18 protein-coding genes are annotated in these 20,359 nt (G+C 69.6%); 9 read left to right on the forward strand and 9 right to left on the reverse strand.

All coding sequences use genetic code 11. From position 1 onward, the window contains the following. The first annotated feature begins 17 nt into the window (after positions 1–17). The 3 genes from CP977_RS25360 to CP977_RS25370 all read left to right on the forward strand — a co-directional run bounded on the left by CP977_RS25360 (position 18) and on the right by CP977_RS25370 (position 2,143). Entirely contained in the window at positions 18–1,310 is a 1,293-nt protein-coding gene (locus CP977_RS25360) for a S8 family serine peptidase (RefSeq protein ID WP_152370855.1), read from the forward strand. Between the two features lie 111 nt (positions 1,311–1,421). Then, positions 1,422–1,784 carry a WXG100 family type VII secretion target gene (locus CP977_RS25365; protein WP_030217782.1) on the forward strand — a complete coding sequence of 121 codons (363 nt, stop codon included), beginning with the start codon at positions 1,422–1,424 and terminating at the stop codon, positions 1,782–1,784. A 59-nt stretch (positions 1,785–1,843) separates the two neighbouring features. Next, on the forward strand, positions 1,844–2,143 hold the full coding sequence (locus tag CP977_RS25370) for a WXG100 family type VII secretion target (protein ID WP_030217781.1): 300 nt from the start codon (positions 1,844–1,846) through the stop codon (positions 2,141–2,143). Positions 2,144–2,212: 69 nt separating this feature from the next. On the opposite strand, the gene CP977_RS25375 is transcribed toward CP977_RS25370, so the two are convergent. The 8 genes from CP977_RS25375 to eccCa all read right to left on the reverse strand — a co-directional run bounded on the left by CP977_RS25375 (position 2,213) and on the right by eccCa (position 12,301). Further along, a complete protein-coding gene (locus CP977_RS25375; RefSeq protein ID WP_152370856.1) occupies positions 2,213–2,437 on the reverse strand; it encodes a hypothetical protein in 225 nt (74 codons plus the stop codon). Then, positions 2,438–2,716 (reverse strand): hypothetical protein, encoded by a 279-nt coding sequence (locus CP977_RS25380; RefSeq protein WP_152370857.1) that lies wholly within the window; start codon positions 2,714–2,716, stop codon positions 2,438–2,440. Between the two features lie 86 nt (positions 2,717–2,802). Further along, positions 2,803–3,798 carry a hypothetical protein gene (locus tag CP977_RS25385; RefSeq protein ID WP_152370858.1) on the reverse strand — a complete coding sequence of 332 codons (996 nt, stop codon included), beginning with the start codon at positions 3,796–3,798 and terminating at the stop codon, positions 2,803–2,805. A 340-nt stretch (positions 3,799–4,138) separates the two neighbouring features. Further along, positions 4,139–4,639 carry a hypothetical protein gene (locus CP977_RS25390; protein ID WP_152370859.1) on the reverse strand — a complete coding sequence of 167 codons (501 nt, stop codon included), beginning with the start codon at positions 4,637–4,639 and terminating at the stop codon, positions 4,139–4,141. A 116-nt stretch (positions 4,640–4,755) separates the two neighbouring features. After that, positions 4,756–7,026, reverse strand: coding sequence for a DUF6571 family protein (locus CP977_RS25395; RefSeq protein WP_152370860.1), 2,271 nt, complete (start codon positions 7,024–7,026; stop codon positions 4,756–4,758). An 11-nt stretch (positions 7,027–7,037) separates the two neighbouring features. Then, positions 7,038–7,541, reverse strand: coding sequence for a hypothetical protein (locus CP977_RS25400; RefSeq protein ID WP_062751924.1), 504 nt, complete (start codon positions 7,539–7,541; stop codon positions 7,038–7,040). A 28-nt stretch (positions 7,542–7,569) separates the two neighbouring features. Next, entirely contained in the window at positions 7,570–8,175 is a 606-nt protein-coding gene (locus CP977_RS25405) for a hypothetical protein (protein WP_152370861.1), read from the reverse strand. Between the two features lie 160 nt (positions 8,176–8,335). Beyond that, positions 8,336–12,301, reverse strand: a complete 3,966-nt coding sequence (eccCa, locus tag CP977_RS25410) for a type VII secretion protein EccCa (RefSeq protein ID WP_152370862.1) — start codon at positions 12,299–12,301, stop codon at positions 8,336–8,338. A gap of 269 nt (positions 12,302–12,570) precedes the next feature. Here eccCa and eccD point away from each other — a divergent pair, with 269 nt between their 5' ends. The 6 genes from eccD (at position 12,571) to CP977_RS25440 (ending at position 19,794) form a co-directional block, all read left to right on the forward strand. Further along, on the forward strand, positions 12,571–14,070 hold the full coding sequence (gene eccD, locus CP977_RS25415; protein ID WP_109185566.1) for a type VII secretion integral membrane protein EccD: 1,500 nt from the start codon (positions 12,571–12,573) through the stop codon (positions 14,068–14,070). A 242-nt stretch (positions 14,071–14,312) separates the two neighbouring features. Then, entirely contained in the window at positions 14,313–14,603 is a 291-nt protein-coding gene (gene rpsO, locus CP977_RS25420; protein WP_015036567.1) for a 30S ribosomal protein S15, read from the forward strand. A 360-nt stretch (positions 14,604–14,963) separates the two neighbouring features. Next, on the forward strand, positions 14,964–17,180 hold the full coding sequence (locus CP977_RS25425; RefSeq protein ID WP_062751920.1) for a polyribonucleotide nucleotidyltransferase: 2,217 nt from the start codon (positions 14,964–14,966) through the stop codon (positions 17,178–17,180). Further along, positions 17,177–18,556: a M16 family metallopeptidase gene (locus tag CP977_RS25430; RefSeq protein ID WP_062751919.1), complete on the forward strand. Its 1,380-nt coding sequence runs from the start codon at positions 17,177–17,179 to the stop codon at positions 18,554–18,556. The genes CP977_RS25425 and CP977_RS25430 overlap by 4 nt, the downstream gene beginning before the upstream one ends. A 27-nt stretch (positions 18,557–18,583) precedes the next feature. After that, positions 18,584–19,336, forward strand: a complete 753-nt coding sequence (gene dapB / locus CP977_RS25435) for a 4-hydroxy-tetrahydrodipicolinate reductase (protein WP_152370863.1) — start codon at positions 18,584–18,586, stop codon at positions 19,334–19,336. Between the two features lie 5 nt (positions 19,337–19,341). After that, a complete protein-coding gene (locus tag CP977_RS25440; RefSeq protein ID WP_062751917.1) occupies positions 19,342–19,794 on the forward strand; it encodes a hypothetical protein in 453 nt (150 codons plus the stop codon). Here the strand turns inward: CP977_RS25440 and CP977_RS25445 are convergent. Beyond that, positions 19,784–20,347: a hypothetical protein gene (locus tag CP977_RS25445; RefSeq protein ID WP_062751916.1), complete on the reverse strand. Its 564-nt coding sequence runs from the start codon at positions 20,345–20,347 to the stop codon at positions 19,784–19,786. The genes CP977_RS25440 and CP977_RS25445 overlap by 11 nt on opposite strands. Positions 20,348–20,359: the final 12 nt, after the last annotated feature.

Consider the following 20,359-nt stretch of genomic DNA (forward strand, 5'->3'; position numbering starts at 1 on the left):
AAGGCTCGGAAGTCAGGATGACGGCAGGAATGATCGGGAGCGGCAGGCTTCGGCGAGCGCTGCTCGGCGCCACGGCGGCAACGGCGCTGACGGCGGCTCTCGTCGGGGTCGCTCCGACGGCAGCCGCCGCCGACGTGCGTTCGCAGCAGTGGTACCTGGACGCCATGGGCGCCGAGGACATCTGGAAGAAGGCGACCGGCAAAGGCATCAAGGTCGCCGTCATCGACAGCGGAGTCAACCCGAACACCCCCTCGCTCAAAGGAAAGGTGCTCAAGGGCTGGGACGCCACCGGGACGAAGGGCGACGAGACCGACGATTACACGGGCCACGGAACGACCATGGCCGAGTTGATCGTCGGGTCCGGGGCGAACGGCGGCATCAGGGGACTGGCACCGGATGCCAAGGTGATCCCCTATCGGGTGAGCGACACCGAGCGGCAGCACGAACGCGGCATCAACGCCTTCGACATGGAGCAGTCGATCAAGGCCGCGGTCAACAGCGACGCGCAGATCATCAACATTTCCTGGGGCAGCGACTACTCCGACATCTACACCCAGGAAGCTCTCCGACTTGCGAATGAGAAGGGGAAGCTGGTCTTCGCGGGAGCCGGAAACAGCGCCAAGGAGGGCAACAAGCCGCAGTATCCGGCGGCCTACCCCGAAGCGGTCGCCGTCGCGGCGACCGACCGGAAGGGCGTCGTGGCCGACTACTCGCAGCACGGCGACCACATCGACATCGCCGCACCGGGCAGCGACATCCCCGGCTGGTGCGACAAGGAATTCAAGAGTTACTGCACGGGCAAGGGCACCAGTATCGCCACCGCCATCGCCTCCGCCACCGCCGCCCTCATCTGGTCGGTGCACCCCGACTGGACCGCCAACCAGGTCCTCCGGGTCATGATGGAGTCCGCGTCGCGCAGCGAGGAATGGGAGCCGGGCACGGTCAGCACCTACCTCGGCCACGGGATCGTGCGGCCCAACGCCCACATCAACCGCGGCCTCGGCAAGCCGGGCGACCCGAACGTCAACCCCCTGACCGGAACGAAGACCATCGGCGCGCCCGGGGCGACCCCGTCGGCGGGCGCGTCGGCGCCTTCGAACGCGCCGTCCTCGACCGGCTCCCCGGCTCCGTCTGCATCAGATGTGACACAAGCTCCCGACGGCAAGGCGACTTCCGGCACCGTTGTGGCAGGCTCCGGCGGGAGCGCGGAGAGCGGCGGGGGCACGGGGCTCGTCATCGGCGCCGTCGCGGCCGTGGCCGTGGTCGCCGGAGCGGGCTTCCTGATCGTGCGCCGACGGCGCACCACCTGACCGTGCCCGTGGCCGGCGGTACGGGCCGGGCAGACCGAACAGACCGAACCGCGTGCGCGTGAACCGGGCGGACGCGGCCTCAACGAGAAACCCAGAGAGGGAGAGGGACACATGTCAGTCCTGAAGGTTGGCGATCAGAGTCTCAAGGATTTCCAGGACGAACTCACCCGCAAGTTCGAGGACGTCAAGGGGCAGCTGCAGTCCCTCCAGGGCGTCATCGACAGCCTCGAGGGCCGCTGGAAGGGCATCGGCGCCGGCGCCTTCGACGTCAAGCAGAACGAGATCAACCAGGGCATGGTGCGCATCGCCAAGCTGATGCTCAACTTCCAGGAGGCCATCCAGGTCACCCGGACGACCTCCAGCAACACCGACGACGAGGTCGAGGCGGCCCTGCGCGGCGTCGACGTGACCGCGGGCTTCTCCGGTGACGCCGGGGCCGAGCGCGCGGCCAGGTCGAACATCGCCGGTCTCTGACCCGAGCGCCGGACACGGCACCAGCCACCCCGTACACACCACCGACACCCGGAGGAACCATGTCGTCCAAGAACGACGGCGTCATGCTCGTCACGTACTCCTCACTCGATGACGCGGCGAACACCATCGAGGCGCAGGCGAAGCGACTGGACCAGGCGCTGGAGGACATCCAGACGAGGATCCGCTCGGTCTCCAACACCTGGGAAGGTGAGGCGAAGACCGCCGCGGACGGCGCGCACGCCAAGTGGGACAAGGAGACCCGCGCCATCCACACCGCCCTGCAGGGCATCGCCAAGGCGGTCCGCCAGGCCTCCCCGGCCTACCAGGCGGGCGACAAGCGGGCCGCGGGCTTCTTCTAAGCCACGACCGAACAGCACACGGGGTGGACGCGCGCGGGAGGCGTCCACCCCGTTCTGCTGCCCGCCCCGTCACCGCGAGGACGAGACGACGTCATGGGGGCAGGCGGCCGACTTCTCGACCGTCGTGGTGTAGCCCGTGATCAGTTGCTTCATGGTGGACTTGTCGTCCCGGCCGACGGCGAACACCTGGATGACGGTGTACAGCTTCTGCTGCGGGTGGTCGGAGTCGACGCATCCCGCAGGCCTGCCGACGGCTCCGGTTCCCGAGTGAAGGTACTTCTGGTCGCTGCTCACCTATCCGGTTCCCACCATCGCCTGCACGGAAGCTACTTCGGCGATGCTGTCCTCCTCCCTCCACCAGATCGGCTTGACGAAGAGGCCAGGTTTCCCGTCGATGAAAAGCTCACACGTCTCGGTTCCCCCGTCGGGAACGTCTTCCTTCACCGAGAGCTCCTCCCCGGGCGGCAGGAACGGCGACAGCAGATCGGGTGCCACCTCCACCCCGCACAGGGAGTCGGGAAGGGCGTACTTCCGCTGCTCCTCGTGAGGCTGTGAGCAGGCCGAGAGCGCCATACCGGCGACGAGGAGGGCCAGGGTTTTCGCGTACTTCCTGCTCCGCCTTCTGGTTGGCGCCCTCGCAAGGGGCGCGGTGGCCCGCCCTATGTCAGAACCTTGCTGCACTCGCCCGATGTGGCGGCGGAGTCGGCGTACGCCGTGATGAGGTCCTTCATCTGCTCCGCGGTCGTCCCGTCGCGCGTCGTGCGAACCGTCGCCCACACGGACCCGCCCGCGTCGTCCGCGGCCCGGCAGTCCACCCTCCCGACCGCGCCCGTGGCCGAGTAGACGAACCGGGCGTCCTCACTCTGCGCGTCGCCGGGACCGACCGACTGCGCCGGGCCGGCCACGTCCCGAGCGGACGCGCCCTCCTCCCACCGCTCGATGCTCGCCGAGAACACGGACTCGCCGTCGACGTGCAGTCGGCAGCGCGCGATTCCCGTGCCCTTCGGGTCCGTGGGGTGGGCGCTGATCTCCTTGCCGGGCGGCAGGACCGGCTCCAGCGCCGAGGCCGGGACCTCGATGCCGCAGAGGTCGGTGGGCACCGCGTACTCACGCGCGGGTGACGAGCACGAGACCGTCAGCGCGAGCACGGCGCCGGCAGCAGCTCCCCACAGACGCGCCGGATGACGTGGAACTGTGCGCATCGACTTCATGGGTTCTTCCTGATCCGGTCGATCGTCGGGCCGCCCGGAGGTCGGCGGCACGAGTGGTGGGTCGAGCGGTGGGCGTTCCGTGGTGACCTGGCGGTCAGCCCGAATCCGCACCGACCCGGGGGCTTTCGACGGGAAGCCCGACGGCAGATCGCATTTGGCGTTCCGGTGGGCGAATCGAGCCGCCTCCACGACCAGGTCCACCAACCGCTGCTTCACCTTCGCGTCGTTCGCTCCGTCGTGGGACCGCAGGTGCACCACGATGCTGATGCTGTAGCTACCGCCCACCACGGTGCCCGGAGCCGAACAGGGCGTGAGTACGGCAGCCTTCAGGCCCGGGAGGTCGACGACGCCCAACGCGCCCGCCTCGAACTCCTCGGACCTCTCGGTCCGTTCTTCCCCCAGGGCTTCCGTCACCCATTCCTTCGAAGGGGCGGCGAGCACCATCCGGCTCCGGGTGCTGAGAAGCAGATCGCCGTCGCCCCGCACGAAGCAGTAGGCGTTGTAGCTGGAGCCGCCTTCCGGGGTCCCCGGCCGAGGCGCAGACGTTCTCGCAGTCGATCACTCCGCGCCCGGCGAACGGAGGGACCTCCAGCACGTATGCCGCGCCGACGGCCAGACCGGCGACGACAACCGCGGTCGAAAGCGAAAGGATGGACCCTCTGTGCTTAATGCCCATGGAAGCCCTTTTGGTCTGATTCAGGTCGCCCGGCCTGCTCGCGGCACTGTGTGTCGAAGCGGGTCGCTCAGTTTCCGTTTTTCGAATGAAAACAGAAGTGGGAAATGCTCACTTCTGAACGCACTCGGGCAGTTTTTCCAGAGCCTTCGCATAGCTCCTGATCAGATTTTCTGAAGCTGCTGCGTCTGGTCTTCCTTTGTCTGAAACAATGATTCGGGCGTACATTTTCCCTCCTTCTTTCAAGCTGACTTGTACCGGCTCGCAGGTGACGTGACTGACGCCCCCTTTGTCGGCGTAAACGTATGTGCCGTCCTTGCCCTTATGGGTACCGAGGTTCACGTACGGGTTGCTTCGTGCCACTTTGGCCAGGTCTGTTTCGATCCTCCACTCCCAGAAGGACGACAGGACGGCGGAGCCGTCCACCGTGAGGTGGCAGCTCGAAGCGCTGGCGGCAGCGCGGGGTGCGGCCTTCATTTCGAGCTTCTCGCCTCCGGCCGGGAGGAGAGGGGACAATAGATCAGGAGGGACAGGTGTTCCGCACAGGGAGTCCGGCACCTTGAAGGCTCGCTCCGGCTCTTCCGATTGTGAGCATCCGGAGACTGTGATCATGAGCGCGAGGATTGTCAGGGCTCTTGGGCGCTTCATTCCTTAGCCTTCTGGTCTCGGTTCCTGGGAAGTAGTGTGTATGGGTGAAAACTGATTTGCCGCGTTAATGATGTGGCGGATTATTCGGGCTGGATCTCGGTATTGAGGTCGTCAGCCATGCGGCTTGTGTTGTCCGAAGCGTCGGAGAGTCCGTCGTCAGTTCCCTTAAGGGTCCGTGTTGCTACCTGATCCGTATAGGGAAGGTTATGGGACTTTGCCGCTTCTTCAGCCGCGATGCGGCTCATTGCGATGTTGTCCTGCCTGGCTTGTTCCCAGACTCTTGATGATTCCTTACCCGCTTCCTTCAAAACATCTGTTTCAGACTGCTGGAAGATGTGTTCTAGCACCACGGAACTGACCGTGCTGGCGACACCGCTGGCGACCGCTCCACCAACAGGAGTGGCAATGAAGCTGACACCTACGCCGATACCTGTGCTGACTGCCCCGGACCAGGCGTTCTTCTGCTGAGCGATCGAGTCCGCGAAGTCCTTGGCTTCCTTGGCCGCCGGGCCGACAATCGCTTCCTGACGGCCTAGCGCCAACGTTCCGCCGATCTCGGCAGAACGCCGTGAGATCATCTCAGCAGTGTCCTGCGGCGATTGCGGATAGCGCATGTCTTGCGGGATGTTCGGGTTGAGGTGGTGATCCATGAGATTCCCCAGATACGCGGCCTGACCGACTTCGACGGCTGCGTTGCCTTTGGGATCCTGGCCCACGCTGAACAGCAAACGCGTGACATCCGCGTGCTCAAACTCCGCGGGCGTGCCGACGATGGGGAAGAGCTTGTGGCTGTTGCCGCCCTTGTCGTCGGAGATGGCCCGGTTGATGTCCGGCAGGTACTCGGACGTCATCTGGCCGATGCTGTCCGCCATGTGGATGTGCTTGGTCAGCCGCTCGGGATCACTGCCGATCGAGGAGACGACCTTCTGCATGAGATCCGCCTGATCCTTGTTGTGCGGCAGAGTGTCCTCGGTGCGCATCTCCCCCGCCGGATGCCCCGTCGTCGCCGCCTCCAAGGCCATCGCGAGGCTGTTGCGGCCCTCGGTGCTCTCCTTGCCCTTGTCGTCCTGGTCCTTGGGCCAGTCCCGCTCCTCGAAGAAGTAATCGAAGTTACTCAGCCCGATCTTCTCCTCCTTGCCGTTGACCTTCTTCTTGAACTCGTGGTCCTCGTCCTTGGTCACGAAGTCCGACTTGAAGAAGTCCGTGGCGGCGTCCGGGCTGTTCGAAAGTGCCCTGAGGAAACCCGTCATCGGGTCCGAGCCGGAATCGGTGCCGGTCCGGTTGAGGAGCGGGTCGGTGACCATGTGCTGCCAGGCCAGCGGGACGTGACGGCCGTTCTCGGAGAGTTTCTTCTCGGTTTCGATCAGTTTCGTCCCGTAGTCCTTCAGGAACTGGTCGTCGAAGTTTCCCCAGCGCATCAGGTTGCTCATGACCTGCGCCCCGAACATGGTGCCGCTCTTGGAAAGGGGCTGGTCCGCCATGTTGACCATGTCGTGCTTCCAGCGCGTCATCTCTGGGGTGTCCGCCTGGGTCGCCGCGGCGAGCGTGAGGCTCAGGTTCTTCTGGAGGTCGTCGTACTGCTGGAACCTCTCGCTGGCCACCTTGTAGGCGAGACGGGGGTCGTTCAGCCCGGTCCAGAACTCGAGCGTTCCCTTCGGGCCGAGGGTGCTCGCGAAGTGCTCGGCGAAGATCGGGTCCCCCGAGTACTTCCCGAGCCCGGCGTTGAGCGCGTCGAAGTCCGCCGGCGTGAGGTCCTCCGGCTTCTTCTTCGCGAGCGCCGCCAGCTTCTCGGCCTCCTTGACGGCGTTCGCCGCCGAGTCGCGGTCCTTGTACACCGCGTCGGAGAAACCGTGGTCGGCGAGGTCGACCAGCGCCTTCAGGGACGTGGAGGCGGAGGTGTCGATCTCCGTCGCCCTGTTCAGGATCCCCTGGAGTTCGTCCCGGAGGCCGTTCACGTCGCTCTGCCCGCCGGGGGCCTTCTTGTCCGGGTTCTCCCGGACGATGAACCCACCGCCGTTCGCGGTGACGGTCAGGTTCTTCCCCCGGCCGCGCTCGACGGCCTCCTTCAGGAGACGCTGCTGCGTCTTCAGCTCGTCCCGGGTGTCGCGCATGATGTTGCGGATCGACGTCGCCTGGGTGAGGGCGTCACCGAACTCGCCGGCGGTCTTGCCCACGAACTCGCGGCCGATCACCGCGTTGTCACCCGCCCAGTTGGCCTTCCGCGCCTTTCCCTGGAGGCCGTCGCGGGCGTCCTGCTTCAGGGCCTGGAGCCTGCCGAGCATGCTCGTCCAGTCCGCGACCGTGTCGTCGAGCAGTTTGAAGTTCGCCGAGTGAAGGGCTTCGAAATCCATCGGGGTCTCCTCTAGTCCTTCTCGGTCTTCTCGTTCTTCTCGGCGTAGACCGGATTGGGCTTACCACGCCCCTCCCAGTCGTCGTCGAAGCCCGCTTCCAGCGTCTGGATGCTGGAGACGCGCCGCTCGATGAAGATCTCGTCGCCCGCGTGCGCGTTGTTCGTGAAGTCCATGTGGTTCGAGATGAGCGCGCAGGCGTCCATCACCGAACCGAGCTGCTTCTCCCAGCGCATCGACACGTGCTGGAGGGCGCCGCCGAGGGCGAAGCCCTGGACGGAGAGGTCGGACGCGGTCGAGTCCGTGGAGGTGACCCGCGCCTCCTTCCACAGCCGGTTGTACAGCTTGAACGCCTCGTTGCCGATCGCGGCGAGGTCCTGCTGGTCGGTTGCCAGGAACCCACCGGACGGACTGCCCGCGTTGGGCCTGTCCTCGGGCGGCAGCCCGTTCAGCTGCATCCGTGCCGCGTCCTTGTCGGCCGCCGAGGCCTTCAGCTGTTCCCACTCGTCCCAAGCCATGGATGTCACATCTCCTCGTGGTTTCGGGCTAGTTCGAACCTAACCGGGGGAGTTCTCCAGGGAAGGCGATCGTCTCCCCGCACTCCCCGGCCTCGTACGCGTGCCGGGCCATCTGACAGGCGAAGCCGGCCACCACCTGGCGCAGGGCGGTACCGTGCAGCCGGGTCTCGCCGATGGTCCTGGCCCTGACGGTCAGGCACCGTCTTTCTTTCGCGCCCGCCTCCGTCCGGCGGGGAGCGCAGGGTACGTACACCCGGGCGCGGGTGGGCAGCGCCAGGGCCTTCACCTCACCCGCCGACACCGGGACGGCGCCGTCCTCCCGGTCGGACCGGTGAGCCTCCTGCCACGTGGCCTCCGTGGCCCGCCCCGCCTGGACCTCGCCGGAAACGATCGAGTCGTCGGTGCGCACGTAACAGGAGAAGAAGAGGTCGTCCGGCGATGTGAGCTTCCCGCGCTCCTCCGCCTTCCGCGCCGAAGGCAGCGCGTCGGCCGCCAACCCCCGGTCCACGGCACCCCCGCACGGCTTCTCGGGAAGCCGGTCGATCCCCTTGGTGAAGACCTCCACGTACCCGAAGACCGCCCCGGCCATGACGGCACGGGCCGTTCCCGCCACCGCAGTCCGCTTCCCGGTCACGGTCCGCACCCCCCTTCCCCGCCTTCCGTACGAGGGGATTCGTCGAGCAGTCCCGGCACCGGCCCGGCGGCGCGCCGCAGACGCGCGTCGGGCCTCCCCGGGCGCACCCGTGCGAGCAGCGGGGCCGGGCCTCCAGGGGCGAACGCGGGTGTCCGCACCGTCACACCTCCGGCACGCGTCCGGTCTGCACCAGTGGGTTCCCCCGCTGCCGCGACACGTAGACGCCACGGCCCGCCGGCATCGGACGCATGCGGACGCCGCCGAGCACGTCGCCCTCCTGCGGGTCGCCGGAGAGCAGGACGCCCTGGGCGCCGAGCTCCATCATCCGCTGCATGAAGGACTCGTACGCCGCCCGGCTCGCACCGGCCGCGCTGCGCGCGATGATGAAGCGGACGCCCACGTCCCGCGCGAACGGCAGCAGCTCCGTCAGCTTCGACAGCGGGTTGCCGCTGGACGTGGACACCAGGTCGTAGTCGTCCACGACCACGAAGAGGGACGGCCCCTGCCACCAGCTGCGCTCCCGCAGCTGCTGCGCCGTGACGTCCGCCGACGGCGACCGCCGCCGCATCAGGTCGGCGAGCGCGTCCACGTGGTGCTCCATGTTGTTCGACATGGGCACGTACTCCGCGAGATGGCTCGCCGGGGCGACGTCGAGCAGCGCCCGCCGGTTGTCGATCACGAAGAACTTCGCCGCGCTCCCGTCGTACCGCTCCGAGATCTGCTTGATGAGCAGCCGCAGCAGGTTCGACTTGCCCGACTCGCTCTCGCCGAAGACCAGGAAGAACGGATCGCGGTCGAAGTCCACGAAGACCGGCTCCAGGCCGTTCTCGTCGATGGCGAACGCCACGCCGCGCCCCGGCTCCGCGTCTCCGGCGGGCAGTTCGCGCACGTCCAGCTCGCGCGGCAGCAGCCGCACCTCCGGCGCGCCGGGCGCCGTCCAGTGGCGCGTGACCTCCTGCGTCATCGCGGCCGTCGCCTCGGACAGGTCGCTGTCGGAGTTGATGCCGTCGATGCGCGGCACGGCCGCCATGAAGTGCAGCTTCTCCGGCGTGAGACCCCGGCCGGGCACCCCCGTCGGCACGTTGGCGGCGATCTTGCGGTCCAGCTCGGAGTCCATCGTGTCGCCGAGCCGCAGTTCCAGCCTGTTCATCAGGTGGTCCTTGAGGTTGGCGCGGACCTCCATGGAGCGCGAGGCCGTCAGGATCACGTGGATGCCGTAACCGAGCCCGCGCGCGGCGACGTCGACGACGGCGGCCTCCAGACCCTCGTACTCGGTGCGGAAGTTGCCCCAGCCGTCGATCACGAGGAAGACGTCGCCCCACGGCTGGTCCTTCACCGAGATGTCGCCGCGGGCCCGGAGCCTGCGGTACGTCGAGATGGAGTCGATCCCCGCGCTGCGGAAGTACTCCTCGCGCCGGGACATGACCCCGTAGACCTCGGCCACCGTACGGCGCACCCGCTCGGGGTCGAGCCGGGACGCCACCCCGCCGACGTGCGGCAGACCCGCCACCGACGACAGACCGCCGCCGCCGAAGTCCAGTCCGTAGAACTGCACTTCGTGCGGGGTGTGGGTCAGCGCGAAGGCGGAGACGATCGTCCGCAGCAGCGTCGACTTGCCGGACTGCGGACCGCCGATGATCTGCATGTGGCCCGCGGCCCCGGAGAAGTCCCGGTAGAGCGTGTCGCGACGCTGCTCGTACGGCTTGTCCACGACGCCCAGGGGTACGACGAGCCGGCCGGCCCCCTCGTACCCCGGCTGCGTCAGGCCCCGGCCCTCCACGCCCGCGAGACCGGGCAGGACCGCGTCGAGCGGCGGCGGGTTGTCGAGCGGCGGCAGCCACACCTGGTGCGCCTCGACGCCGCGCCCTTCGAGCCGGCGCACGATCACGTCGAGCACCGAGTCGGCCAGGGCGTCGTCCTCCGGCCTCCGGGCCTCCGGGACCCGCTCCCGGGCGGCCGGCTCGACGTGGTGGACCGGGACGTGCGCCGCGGTGAACAGGGCCGGCCGGCGGTCCACCGGCAGCGGCCCGCCCGGCACGGCGGCGTGCTGGTTCGTGCGGTACACCCCGGAGACGTACGCCGCCTTGAAGCGGACCATCTCGTCGGTGCCGTACTTGAGGTACCCGGAACCGGGCACGTTCGGCAGCGTGTAGGCGTCGGGCACGCCGATGGCCGCGCGGGACTCGGCCGCCGAGAAGGTCCGCAGACCGATCCGGTACGAGAGGTACGTCTCCAATCCGCGCAGCCGGCCCTCTTCCAGGCGCTGCGAGGCCAGCAGCAGGTGCACGCCGAGCGAACGCCCGATGCGGCCGATCTGCACGAACATCTCGATGAAGTCCGGCATGGCCGTGAGCAGCTCGCTGAACTCGTCGATGACGAGGACGAGCGACGGGATCGGCTGGAGCGGCGCGCCCGCCGCTCGGGCCTTCTCGTAGTCGTGGATGTTGGCGTAGTTGCCCGCGTCGCGCAGCATCTCCTGGCGCCGGTTCAGCTCGCCCCGGATGGAGTCGCCCATGCGGTCCACCAGCGTGAGGTCGTCCGCCAGGTTGGTGATCACGGCGGCGACGTGCGGCATCTGCGACATGCCGGCGAAGGTGGCGCCGCCCTTGAAGTCCGCGAGGACGAAGTTCAGCGTCTCCGAGGAGTGCGTCACCGCCAGACCGAGGACGAGCGTGCGCAGCAGCTCCGACTTGCCGGAACCGGTCGCGCCCACGCACAGGCCGTGCGGGCCCATGCCCTCCTGGGCCGCCTCCTTCAGGTCGAGCATCACCGGGACGCCGTCCTCGCCGACGCCGATCGGCACCCGCAGCCGCTCCGAGCGGGACCGCGGGCGCCAGGTGCGGGCGACGTCGACCGACGCCGCGTCGCCGAGGTTCAGCAGATCGGTGAAGTCCAGGTTGGCGAGCAGCGGTTCGTCGTCGTCCGCACCGGACGCGACCCGCAGCGGGGCGAGCTGGCGGGCCAGCGCCTCGGCGGCGTCCGGGCCCAGCCGGTCGGGCGTCCCGTCGTACACGTGCCCGTGGCCGGACTCCAGGCGCAGCGAGTCGCCCTCCACGATCACGGACAGGTCGCCGCGGGGCCCGTGGTTCCGGCCCTGGACGACCTCGATGATCGTCACGCCCTGGATGCCCTCGGGGGACGCGAGCGCCGAGGCCTGCGGCACCGACTGCCCGTCGAGGACGACGACGAGGTGCGGGTGGTCGAGCAGGGGGTGGGCCGCGCCCTGGAAGCGGGGGCGCCCTTCGAGCCGGGCGCCGAGCATGTCCTCCAGTTCGCGCGCGTCCGTGGTGATCAGGCGCCGGCTGCCCGCGCCGTCCCCGGGACCCGAGGCCTGCACGTGCGGCAGCCACTTCGCCCACTCCCATGAGGGCGCCGCCCCGGCGTCGGCGGCGACCGCGACGACCAGGTCCTCGGGGGAGTGCAGCGCCGCGAGCGAACCGACCATGGCGCGCGCGGTGGAGCGCGCGGACTCGCCGTCCCCGCTCACGGTGAGGTGGTAGAAGGCGCGGAGCGACACCGCCATGGGCAGGCCGTCCAGGGTGCCGTGCGCGGTGAGGAACTGCCGCATCGCACCGGCGGTCAGCGGCTCCAGCTCGTCCACGGGGGCGGTCTCGGGGGCGATGAGCGGAGTCGCGAGCTGCTGGCTGCCGAGCCCGACGCGGACCTGCGCGAAGTCGTCGTCGCCGATGCGCCGCTCCCAGACCCGGCTGCCCTCGGCGACCAGCGCCCACAGCTGCTCGGGCGACGGATGCAGGTAGAACTGCGCGTCACGCTGGAGGCGGGCGGTCCTCAGGACCGCCCGCCGCGTCTGCGTCAGGTACTTCAGGTAGTCGCGCCTCAGGTCGGCGAGCTGACCCTGCGTCCCGCGCCGGTAGCGGACCAGCATCGCGATCGCCATGGCGACCGTCGACGCGATCATGATCATGCCCATGATCCGCATGATCGGATTCGGAGTCATGAAGAAGAAGACCACCGAACCGCCCATGCCGAGCATCGGCAGGAGCTGCATCAGGGCGCCCTCCTGCTGCCCCCTGGGCAGCTCCGGAGGTGATTGCAACTGCACCTGCTCACTCGGCACTTCGGACGGCAGGGCCCGTGGTGGGCGCTTGACGACGATCTGACTCACAGCTCACCAATTTCCGTTGCCGGACGGAAAGTTCCTCTGGGCGCCCCCGTGGCGACGAGATCCATCCGCGGGGACGGATCTTACTTTGGTGCGGAGTCGCGGGCGGGCGGTAGGGTGGCCCGAAATCTTTGCGCTCCCATGAGCTATCGCAAAAAAGGGTCATACGGAGCGCATCGTCCAGAGCGCACCGCACCGGGCCTCCACGACGCCCGGAGCACGGCGTCAGGCCTGCCGGCCAGTATCACCACGAGGGGAAGCAGCAGGTGAGTATGACGGCCCCAGCCATGGCCAGCGGACCGGGCCAGTCGGCCCCCGCCGCCGTGTTCCACGGCGGCACCGGCTTCTGCCGGGTCACCGTCGTCGCGCCCGACGGCCGCGTCGACGTCGCCCTGCCCGAGGACGTCGCGGTCGCGGACCTCTACCCGGAGGTCCTGCGCCTGTCCGGCCAGACCCCGGCACCGGGCGCCCCGGTCGGCTACCACCTGGTGCGCCGCGACGGCACCGTCCTCGACGGCGGCCGCTCGCTCGCCGCCCAGCGCATCCTCGACGGCGAACTGCTCTCGCTGCGCCCCTTCGCCGAGTCCCTGCCGCCCGCCGTCTTCGACGACGTCTCGGACGCCGTGGCCTCCGCCGTGGCGCGCGACCGCGCGCTCTGGTCCGACGCGCTGATGCGCGGCGCCGGACTCTTCGGGGGCTCGGTCCTCCTCGTCCTGCTCGCCTTCGTCCTGTGGACGGCCGACCCCCGGCACGACATGCACGGCCTGCCGGGCATCCTCGCCGCCGTCACCGGCGTACTGCTCCTCGCGCTCGCCGCCGTCCGCTCCCGGGTCTACGACGACCGCGGCTCCGCCGTCGCCCTCGGCGTCGGCGCCCTGGCGAACGCCGCCGTCGCCGGCTCCGGACTGCTGCCCCTGGCGGCGGGCCAGGGCATAGGCAGGCTCCAGTTCCTCCTCGCCTGTGCGGCCGTCCTCGTCTTCGCCGTGATCCTGACGATCGTCTCCCCGAGCGGCGACGGCCCGTTCGTCGCGTTCGTCCTCGCCTCGGCCATCGGCCTCCTCGTCGTCTTCACGGCCATCCTGACCGGCCTGACGCCGTCCGAGACCGCCGCCGTCTGCGCACCCCTCGCCGTCGGCGCCCTCGCCTTCCTGCCCGGACTCTCCACCCGCTTCGCCCGGCTCCCCATCGGCTTCGACCCACCCAGGACCGCCGTCGGCGGCTACGGCACCGAGGCCGAGCCCCAGGGCCCGGTGGACGCCGCCCGCATCGCCGCGCAGGCCCGCCGCGGCCACGAGCTCCTGGTCGGCCTCGTCGGCGGCTGCGCCCTCGTCGCCGTCGCCTCCGCGGCCGTCCTCGGCTTCTCCGAGAACGTCTGGGGCCAGCTCCTGGCGCTCGCCACCGGCGTCGCCATGCTGATGCGCGCCCACCTCTTCCGCTACACCGCGCAGGTCGGCTGCGCCCTCGGTGCCGGCCTCGGCGCCCTGGTGCTCCTCGGCCTCGGCCTCTGCCTCAACCCGCCCCTGGAGCTGATCCAGGAGGCCCTCAAGGGCGACGGCACGGGTCTGGACATCCGTACGATCTGGCTCTCCGCCGCCGTCGCGGGCGTCGCCGCGCTGATCACCGCCATCGGCCTGATCGTCCCGCGCAAGGGCGTCACCCCCTTCTGGGGCCGCTTCCTGGAGATCGCCGAGACCTTCGTCCTGCTCACCCTGCTGCCGCTCTGCCTGGCGGTCTTCGACGTCTACCATTCCGTCCGGGCGATGACGTCCTGACGCCCGGAACCGGTCGACGGCGCCCCGGCCCGGGCGTACGGGACCTCCCGAGCCCGGCCGCCGGACGGCGACGTCCCGAGCCCTGGTACGCTGTGTGACGGCCGTTTGTGTACGCGCTCCCGGAAGCCCCCGAAGCCTCTGGAAGCTGCGCCCATCGGACCTTCGCCCGCCGAGTCACGGAAGCTTCCCCTGAGACCAAGACCAGGGGCACTCGCGGGCGCGTGAACCAAGAGGAGATCCGCGTGGCTCTCGACGCCGCCGTCAAGAAGCAGATCATGGCCGAGTTCGGCACCAAGGAGGGCGACACCGGCTCCCCCGAGGTCCAGGTCGCGATGCTGTCCCGTCGCATCTCGGACCTGACCGAGCACCTCAAGCAGCACAAGCACGACCACCACTCCCGTCGTGGTCTGCTGATCCTGGTCGGCCAGCGCCGCCGCCTGCTGCAGTACCTGGCCAAGAAGGACATCCAGCGCTTCCGTACGCTGGTCGACCGCCTCGGCATCCGCCGCGGTGCGGCCGGCGGCGCCAAGTAAGACGCCGTGAAGGGAGCGGTTCCCACGTTCAGGGGGCCGCTCCCTTTGCCGTACACGCGTTGCCGTACACGCGCCCGTACGCGTCGCACACACGGCCGCACGGGCCGTCGCACGCGCTGCCGTACGTGCGCGAAGTGCACCCGGACATTTAGTCTGGTAGCTACAACCCCATAACAACGACGAGCGAGAAGCCGCCGGCCAGCCGCCGGTCCTCGGTAGTGGCCCCCGGAACCGAATCCCCGGGTGCTTCGATCGAAGACCGGCCCGCCCTCCGAGTGCGAGCTTCTCCGCCGCCGTCGCACACCGTCCCCGGCCACACGGGCCCCGGACGCAAAGACGAACACGTAGGAGAACCCCATAGTGGAGAACGAGACCCACTACGCCGAGGCCGTCATCGACAACGGAGCCTTCGGCACCCGCACCATCCGCTTCGAGACCGGCCGCCTCGCCAAGCAGGCCGCCGGCTCCGCCGTCGCCTACCTGGACGACGACACGATGGTCCTCTCGGCGACCACCGCCTCGAAGCGCCCCAAGGACCAGCTCGACTTCTTCCCCCTGACGGTGGACGTCGAGGAGCGGATGTACGCGGCCGGCAAGATCCCCGGCTCCTTCTTCCGCCGGGAGGGCCGCCCCTCCGAGGACGCCGTCCTCACCTGTCGCCTGATCGACCGCCCGCTGCGCCCCTCCTTCAAGAAGGGCCTGCGCAACGAGATCCAGATCGTCGAGACGATCATGGCGCTCAACCCCGACCACCTGTACGACGTGGTCGCCATCAACGCCGCCTCCTGCTCCACGCAGCTGGCCGGCCTGCCCTTCTCCGGCCCGATCGGCGGCACCCGCGTCGCCCTGATCAAGGGCCAGTGGGTCGCGTTCCCGACGCACACCGAGCTCGAGGACGCCGTCTTCGACATGGTCGTCGCCGGCCGCGTCCTGGAGGACGGCGACGTCGCGATCATGATGGTCGAGGCCGAGGCCACCGAGAAGACCATCCAGCTGGTCAAGGGCGGCGCCGAGGCGCCGACCGAGGAGGTCGTCGCCGCCGGTCTCGAGGCCGCGAAGCCCTTCATCAAGGTCCTCTGCAAGGCCCAGTCGGACCTCGCCGCCAAGGCCGCCAAGCCCACCGGCGAGTTCCCGGTCTTCCTCGACTACCAGGACGACGTCCTGGAGGCGCTCTCCGCCGCCGTCAAGGGCGAGCTCGCCCAGGCGCTCACCATCGCCGGCAAGCAGGAGCGCGAGGCCGAGCTCGACCGCATCAAGGAGCTCGCCGCCGAGAAGCTCCTCCCGGCCTTCGAGGGCCGCGAGAAGGAGATCTCGGGCGCCTACCGCGCGCTGACCAAGAAGCTGGTCCGCGAGCGCATCATCAAGGACAAGGTCCGCATCGACGGCCGCGGCATCACGGACATCCGTACGCTCGCCGCCGAGGTCGAGGCCATCCCGCGCGTGCACGGCTCCGCCCTGTTCGAGCGCGGCGAGACCCAGATCCTGGGCGTCACCACCCTCAACATGCTCCGCATGGAGCAGCAGCTGGACACCCTCTCCCCGGTGACCCGCAAGCGCTACATGCACAACTACAACTTCCCGCCGTACTCCGTCGGCGAGACCGGCCGCGTGGGCTCGCCCAAGCGCCGCGAGATCGGCCACGGCGCCCTCGCCGAGCGCGCCCTCGTGCCGGTCCTCCCGACCCGCGAGGAGTTCCCCTACGCGATCCGCCAGGTGTCCGAGGCCCTCGGCTCCAACGGTTCGACGTCCATGGGCTCGGTCTGCGCCTCCACCATGTCGCTGCTGAACGCCGGTGTGCCCCTCAAGGCCCCCGTCGCCGGCATCGCCATGGGCCTGATCTCCGAGGAGATCGACGGCCAGACGCACTACGTCGCCCTCACCGACATCCTCGGTGCGGAGGACGCCTTCGGCGACATGGACTTCAAGGTCGCCGGTACGAAGGACTTCGTCACCGCCCTCCAGCTCGACACCAAGCTGGACGGCATCCCGGCCTCCGTCCTGGCCGCGGCCCTCAAGCAGGCCCGCGACGCCCGCCTCCACATCCTCGACGTGATGATGGAAGCGATCGACACCCCGGACGAGATGTCCCCCAACGCCCCGCGGATCATCACCGTCAAGATCCCCGTGGACAAGATCGGCGAGGTCATCGGCCCCAAGGGCAAGATGATCAACCAGATCCAGGAGGACACCGGCGCCGAGATCACGATCGAGGACGACGGCACCATCTACATCGGTGCCGCCGACGGCCCGGCCGCCGAGGCCGCCCGCGCCACGATCAACGGCATCGCCAACCCGACCATGCCGGAGGTCGGCGAGCGCTACCTGGGCACGGTCGTCAAGACCACCACCTTCGGCGCCTTCGTCTCCCTGCTCCCGGGCAAGGACGGCCTGCTGCACATCTCGCAGATCCGCAAGCTCGCCGGCGGCAAGCGCGTGGAGAACGTCGAGGACGTGCTCGCGATCGGCTCCAAGGTCCAGGTCGAGATCGCCGAGATCGACCAGCGCGGCAAGCTCTCCCTGATCCCCGTGATCGCGGACGAGGACGCCGAGGGCGAGAAGGACGACGCCGCCAAGTGACGTCCCGTAGTCCCCGCGCGACGGCCCGCCCCTCTTCGGAGGGGCGGGCCGTCGCCCGTACCCAAACGCTTCTCCCGGGCAAGGACGGCATCGGCACGGTCCGCCGCACGACCCTCCCCGGCGGCCTCCGCATCGTCACCGAGACCCTTCCCTCCGTGCGCTCCGCCACCTTCGGCATCTGGGCGCACGTCGGCTCCCGCGACGAGACCCCGGCGCTCAACGGCGCCACGCACTACCTGGAGCACCTCCTCTTCAAGGGCACCCGCAAGCGGTCCGCCCTCGACATCTCCGCCGCGATCGACGCGGTCGGCGGCGAGATGAACGCCTTCACGGCGAAGGAGTACACCTGCTACTACGCCCGGGTCCTCGACACCGACCTGCCGCTCGCGATCGACGTCGTCTGCGACATGCTCACCGGCTCGCTCATCCTCGACGAGGACGTGGACGCCGAACGCGGCGTCATCCTCGAGGAGATCGCGATGACCGAGGACGACCCCGGCGACGTCGTGCACGAGCTGTTCGCGCAGACGATGTTCGGCGACACCCCCCTGGGCCGCCCGGTCCTCGGCACCGTCGACACCGTCGAGGCGCTCACCCGGAGCCAGATCGCCCGCTTCTACAAGAAGCACTACGACCCCACCCACCTGGTCGTCGCCGCCGCCGGCAACGTCGACCACGCCACGGTGGTGCGCCAGGTCCGCCGCGCCTTCGAGAAGGCCGGCGCCCTCGGGCACACCGACGCCGTCCCCGTCGCCCCCCGCGACGGCCGCCGCGCCCTGCGCGCCGCGGGCCGCGTCGAGCTCCTGAACCGCAAGACCGAGCAGGCCCACGTGGTCCTCGGCATGCCGGGCCTGGCCCGCACCGACGAACGCCGCTGGGCCCTCGGCGTGCTGAACACCGCCCTCGGCGGCGGCATGTCCTCCCGCCTCTTCCAGGAGGTCCGCGAGAAGCGCGGCCTGGCCTACAGCGTGTACTCGTACACCTCGGGCTTCGCCGACTGCGGCCTCTTCGGGGTGTACGCGGGCTGTCGGCCCGGCCAGGTCCACGACGTCCTGAAGATCTGCCGGGACGAGCTCGCCAAGGTCGCCTCCGACGGCCTCACGGACGAGGAGATCCGCCGCGCCGTCGGCCAGCTCTCCGGATCGACCGTGCTCGGCCTGGAGGACACCGGCGCGCTGATGAACCGCATCGGCAAGAGCGAGCTGTGCTGGGGCAGCCAGATGTCGGTCGACGACATGCTGGCCCGGATAGCCGCCGTCACCCCGGACGAGGTCCGGGAGGTCGCCCGCGATGTACTGGAGCAGCGGCCCTCGCTCGCGGTGATCGGCCCGCTGAAGGACAAGCAGGCCGACCGCCTCCGGCGAGCGGTCTCCTGACCCACGAGTCCCCCTTAAGGAAGAGCAATGAGCAAGCTGCGCGTGGCGGTCCTCGGAGCACGGGGCCGCATCGGCTCCGAAGCGGTCCGGGCCGTCGAGGCCGCCGAGGACATGGAACTGGTCGCGGCCCTCGGCCGCGGCGACGAGCTGTCGAAGCTCGTCGAGGCGGACGCCCAGGTCGTGGTCGAACTGACCACGCCCGACTCGGTGATGGAGAACCTCGAGTTCTGCCTGAGCCACGGCGTCCACGCGGTCGTCGGCACCACCGGCTGGACCGAGGAACGCCTCGCGCGGCTGCGGACCTGGCTCGACGCCTCGCCGGAGACCGGCGTCCTCATCGCCCCGAACTTCTCCATCGGCGCGGTCCTCACCATGAAGTTCGCCCAGATCGCGGCCCCGTACTTCGAGTCGGTCGAGGTCGTCGAGCTGCACCACCCCAACAAGGTGGACGCCCCCTCGGGCACCGCCACCCGCACCGCCCAGCTGATCGCCGAGGCCCGGTCGAAGGCGGGCTGCGCCCCGCAGCCCGACGCCACGGCCACGGCCCTGGACGGCGCGCGCGGCGCCGACGTCGACGGCGTCCCGGTGCACGCCGTGCGCCTGCGCGGCCTCCTCGCCCACCAGGAGGTGCTGCTCGGCGGCGAGGGCGAGACCCTCACCGTCCGGCACGACTCCCTGCACCACTCCAGCTTCATGCCGGGCATCCTGCTCGGCGCCCGTCGCGTGACCGCCGCCCCCGGCCTCACCTTCGGCCTGGAGCACTTCCTGGACCTGGGCTGACGGCCATGGGCGGAAAGATCACGTACGTCTTCCTCTCCACCGTGCTCGTGCTCGTCTTCGGCGTGGTGGCGATGGAGGGCGTCCTGCTGCTCCTCACGGGCGAACCGGCCGCCATGGGCATGGGCGCGGTGGCGTTCCTGCTGCCGCTGGTCGGCGGCTGGTTCCTCTGGAAGAACACCCGCTTCGCGCGCCGGGCGAACCGCCTCGCCGCCGAGCTGGAGGCGGAGGGCGGCCTGCCCGTCGACGAGCTGAAGCGCACGGCGGGCGGCCGGATCGACCGGGACTCGGCCGACGAGGTCTTCGCCCGGCGCAAGGCCGAGACGGAGGACTCGCCCGAGGACTGGCGCTGCTGGTTCCGGCTCGCGGTCGCCTATCACGACGCCCGCGACACCCCCAGGGCCCGCAAGGCGATGCAGCGGGCCATCGCGCTCCACGAGGGGCGCCCGGTCAGCGCGTAGCGGCGACCGGGGCCGTGCCGTACTCGGCGTTCCAGGCCTCGACCGTGTCGGCCGCCCGGTCGAAGGCCTCGACCCGGGAGAGGAAGTCGGCGCTGTGGTCGGTGAGCAGCACCAGCTGCTCACCGCCCTGCCGGCCGAGCACCAGGGCCTGTCCCTGGACGGTGCGGGGGAGCCCCAGCCAGCGCACCGGCTGCTGGACGGTCCGTACGGACGTCACCTTGGCCCACGGCACGGTGACGGTCGACAGGAAGCCCACGCGCCGCACGCCGGCCCGGCTCACCCAGGTGCCCATCCGCAGCGCCCGCAGGGTGGCCGCGATGACGACCCCCGCGATGCCGAAGGTGGCGGACGCGCCGCCGACGGAACCCGCCGCGGCGATGATCACCGCGGCGAGGAGGACGAAGGAGGCGAGCAGCAGCGAGAGCGCCGCCGCCCCGACCCGCCAGGACCCCGGCCGGTACGGACGACGCCACTGGTCGTGGTCGTCGAACGGCAGGGCGACCTGGTCGTTCGCGTCAAAAGCACGGTCGGCCGTCAGAAAGGGCAGGGGCACGACAGATCCTCA

Origin of the sequence: Streptomyces cinereoruber (assembly GCF_009299385.1) — a bacterium.
GTDB classification, from domain to species: Bacteria; Actinomycetota; Actinomycetes; order Streptomycetales; family Streptomycetaceae; genus Streptomyces; species Streptomyces bikiniensis.

What these genes read in the sequence shown, in the direction of transcription:
- CP977_RS25385 (WP_152370858.1), bottom strand. Translation starts at nt 3,798, where the DNA reads ATGGTGCTCGCCGCCCCTTCGAAGGAATGGGTGACGGAAGCCCTGGGG.
- CP977_RS25370 (WP_030217781.1), top strand. Translation starts at nt 1,844, where the DNA reads ATGTCGTCCAAGAACGACGGCGTCATGCTCGTCACGTACTCCTCACTC.
- dapB (WP_152370863.1), top strand. Translation starts at nt 18,584, where the DNA reads ATGAGCAAGCTGCGCGTGGCGGTCCTCGGAGCACGGGGCCGCATCGGC.
- CP977_RS25400 (WP_062751924.1), bottom strand. Translation starts at nt 7,541, where the DNA reads ATGGCTTGGGACGAGTGGGAACAGCTGAAGGCCTCGGCGGCCGACAAG.
- CP977_RS25390 (WP_152370859.1), bottom strand. Translation starts at nt 4,639, where the DNA reads ATGATCACAGTCTCCGGATGCTCACAATCGGAAGAGCCGGAGCGAGCC.
- CP977_RS25360 (WP_152370855.1), top strand. Translation starts at nt 18, where the DNA reads ATGACGGCAGGAATGATCGGGAGCGGCAGGCTTCGGCGAGCGCTGCTC.
- eccD (WP_109185566.1), top strand. Translation starts at nt 12,571, where the DNA reads ATGACGGCCCCAGCCATGGCCAGCGGACCGGGCCAGTCGGCCCCCGCC.
- CP977_RS25365 (WP_030217782.1), top strand. Translation starts at nt 1,422, where the DNA reads ATGTCAGTCCTGAAGGTTGGCGATCAGAGTCTCAAGGATTTCCAGGAC.
- CP977_RS25380 (WP_152370857.1), bottom strand. Translation starts at nt 2,716, where the DNA reads ATGGCGCTCTCGGCCTGCTCACAGCCTCACGAGGAGCAGCGGAAGTAC.
- CP977_RS25440 (WP_062751917.1), top strand. Translation starts at nt 19,342, where the DNA reads ATGGGCGGAAAGATCACGTACGTCTTCCTCTCCACCGTGCTCGTGCTC.
- CP977_RS25395 (WP_152370860.1), bottom strand. Translation starts at nt 7,026, where the DNA reads ATGGATTTCGAAGCCCTTCACTCGGCGAACTTCAAACTGCTCGACGAC.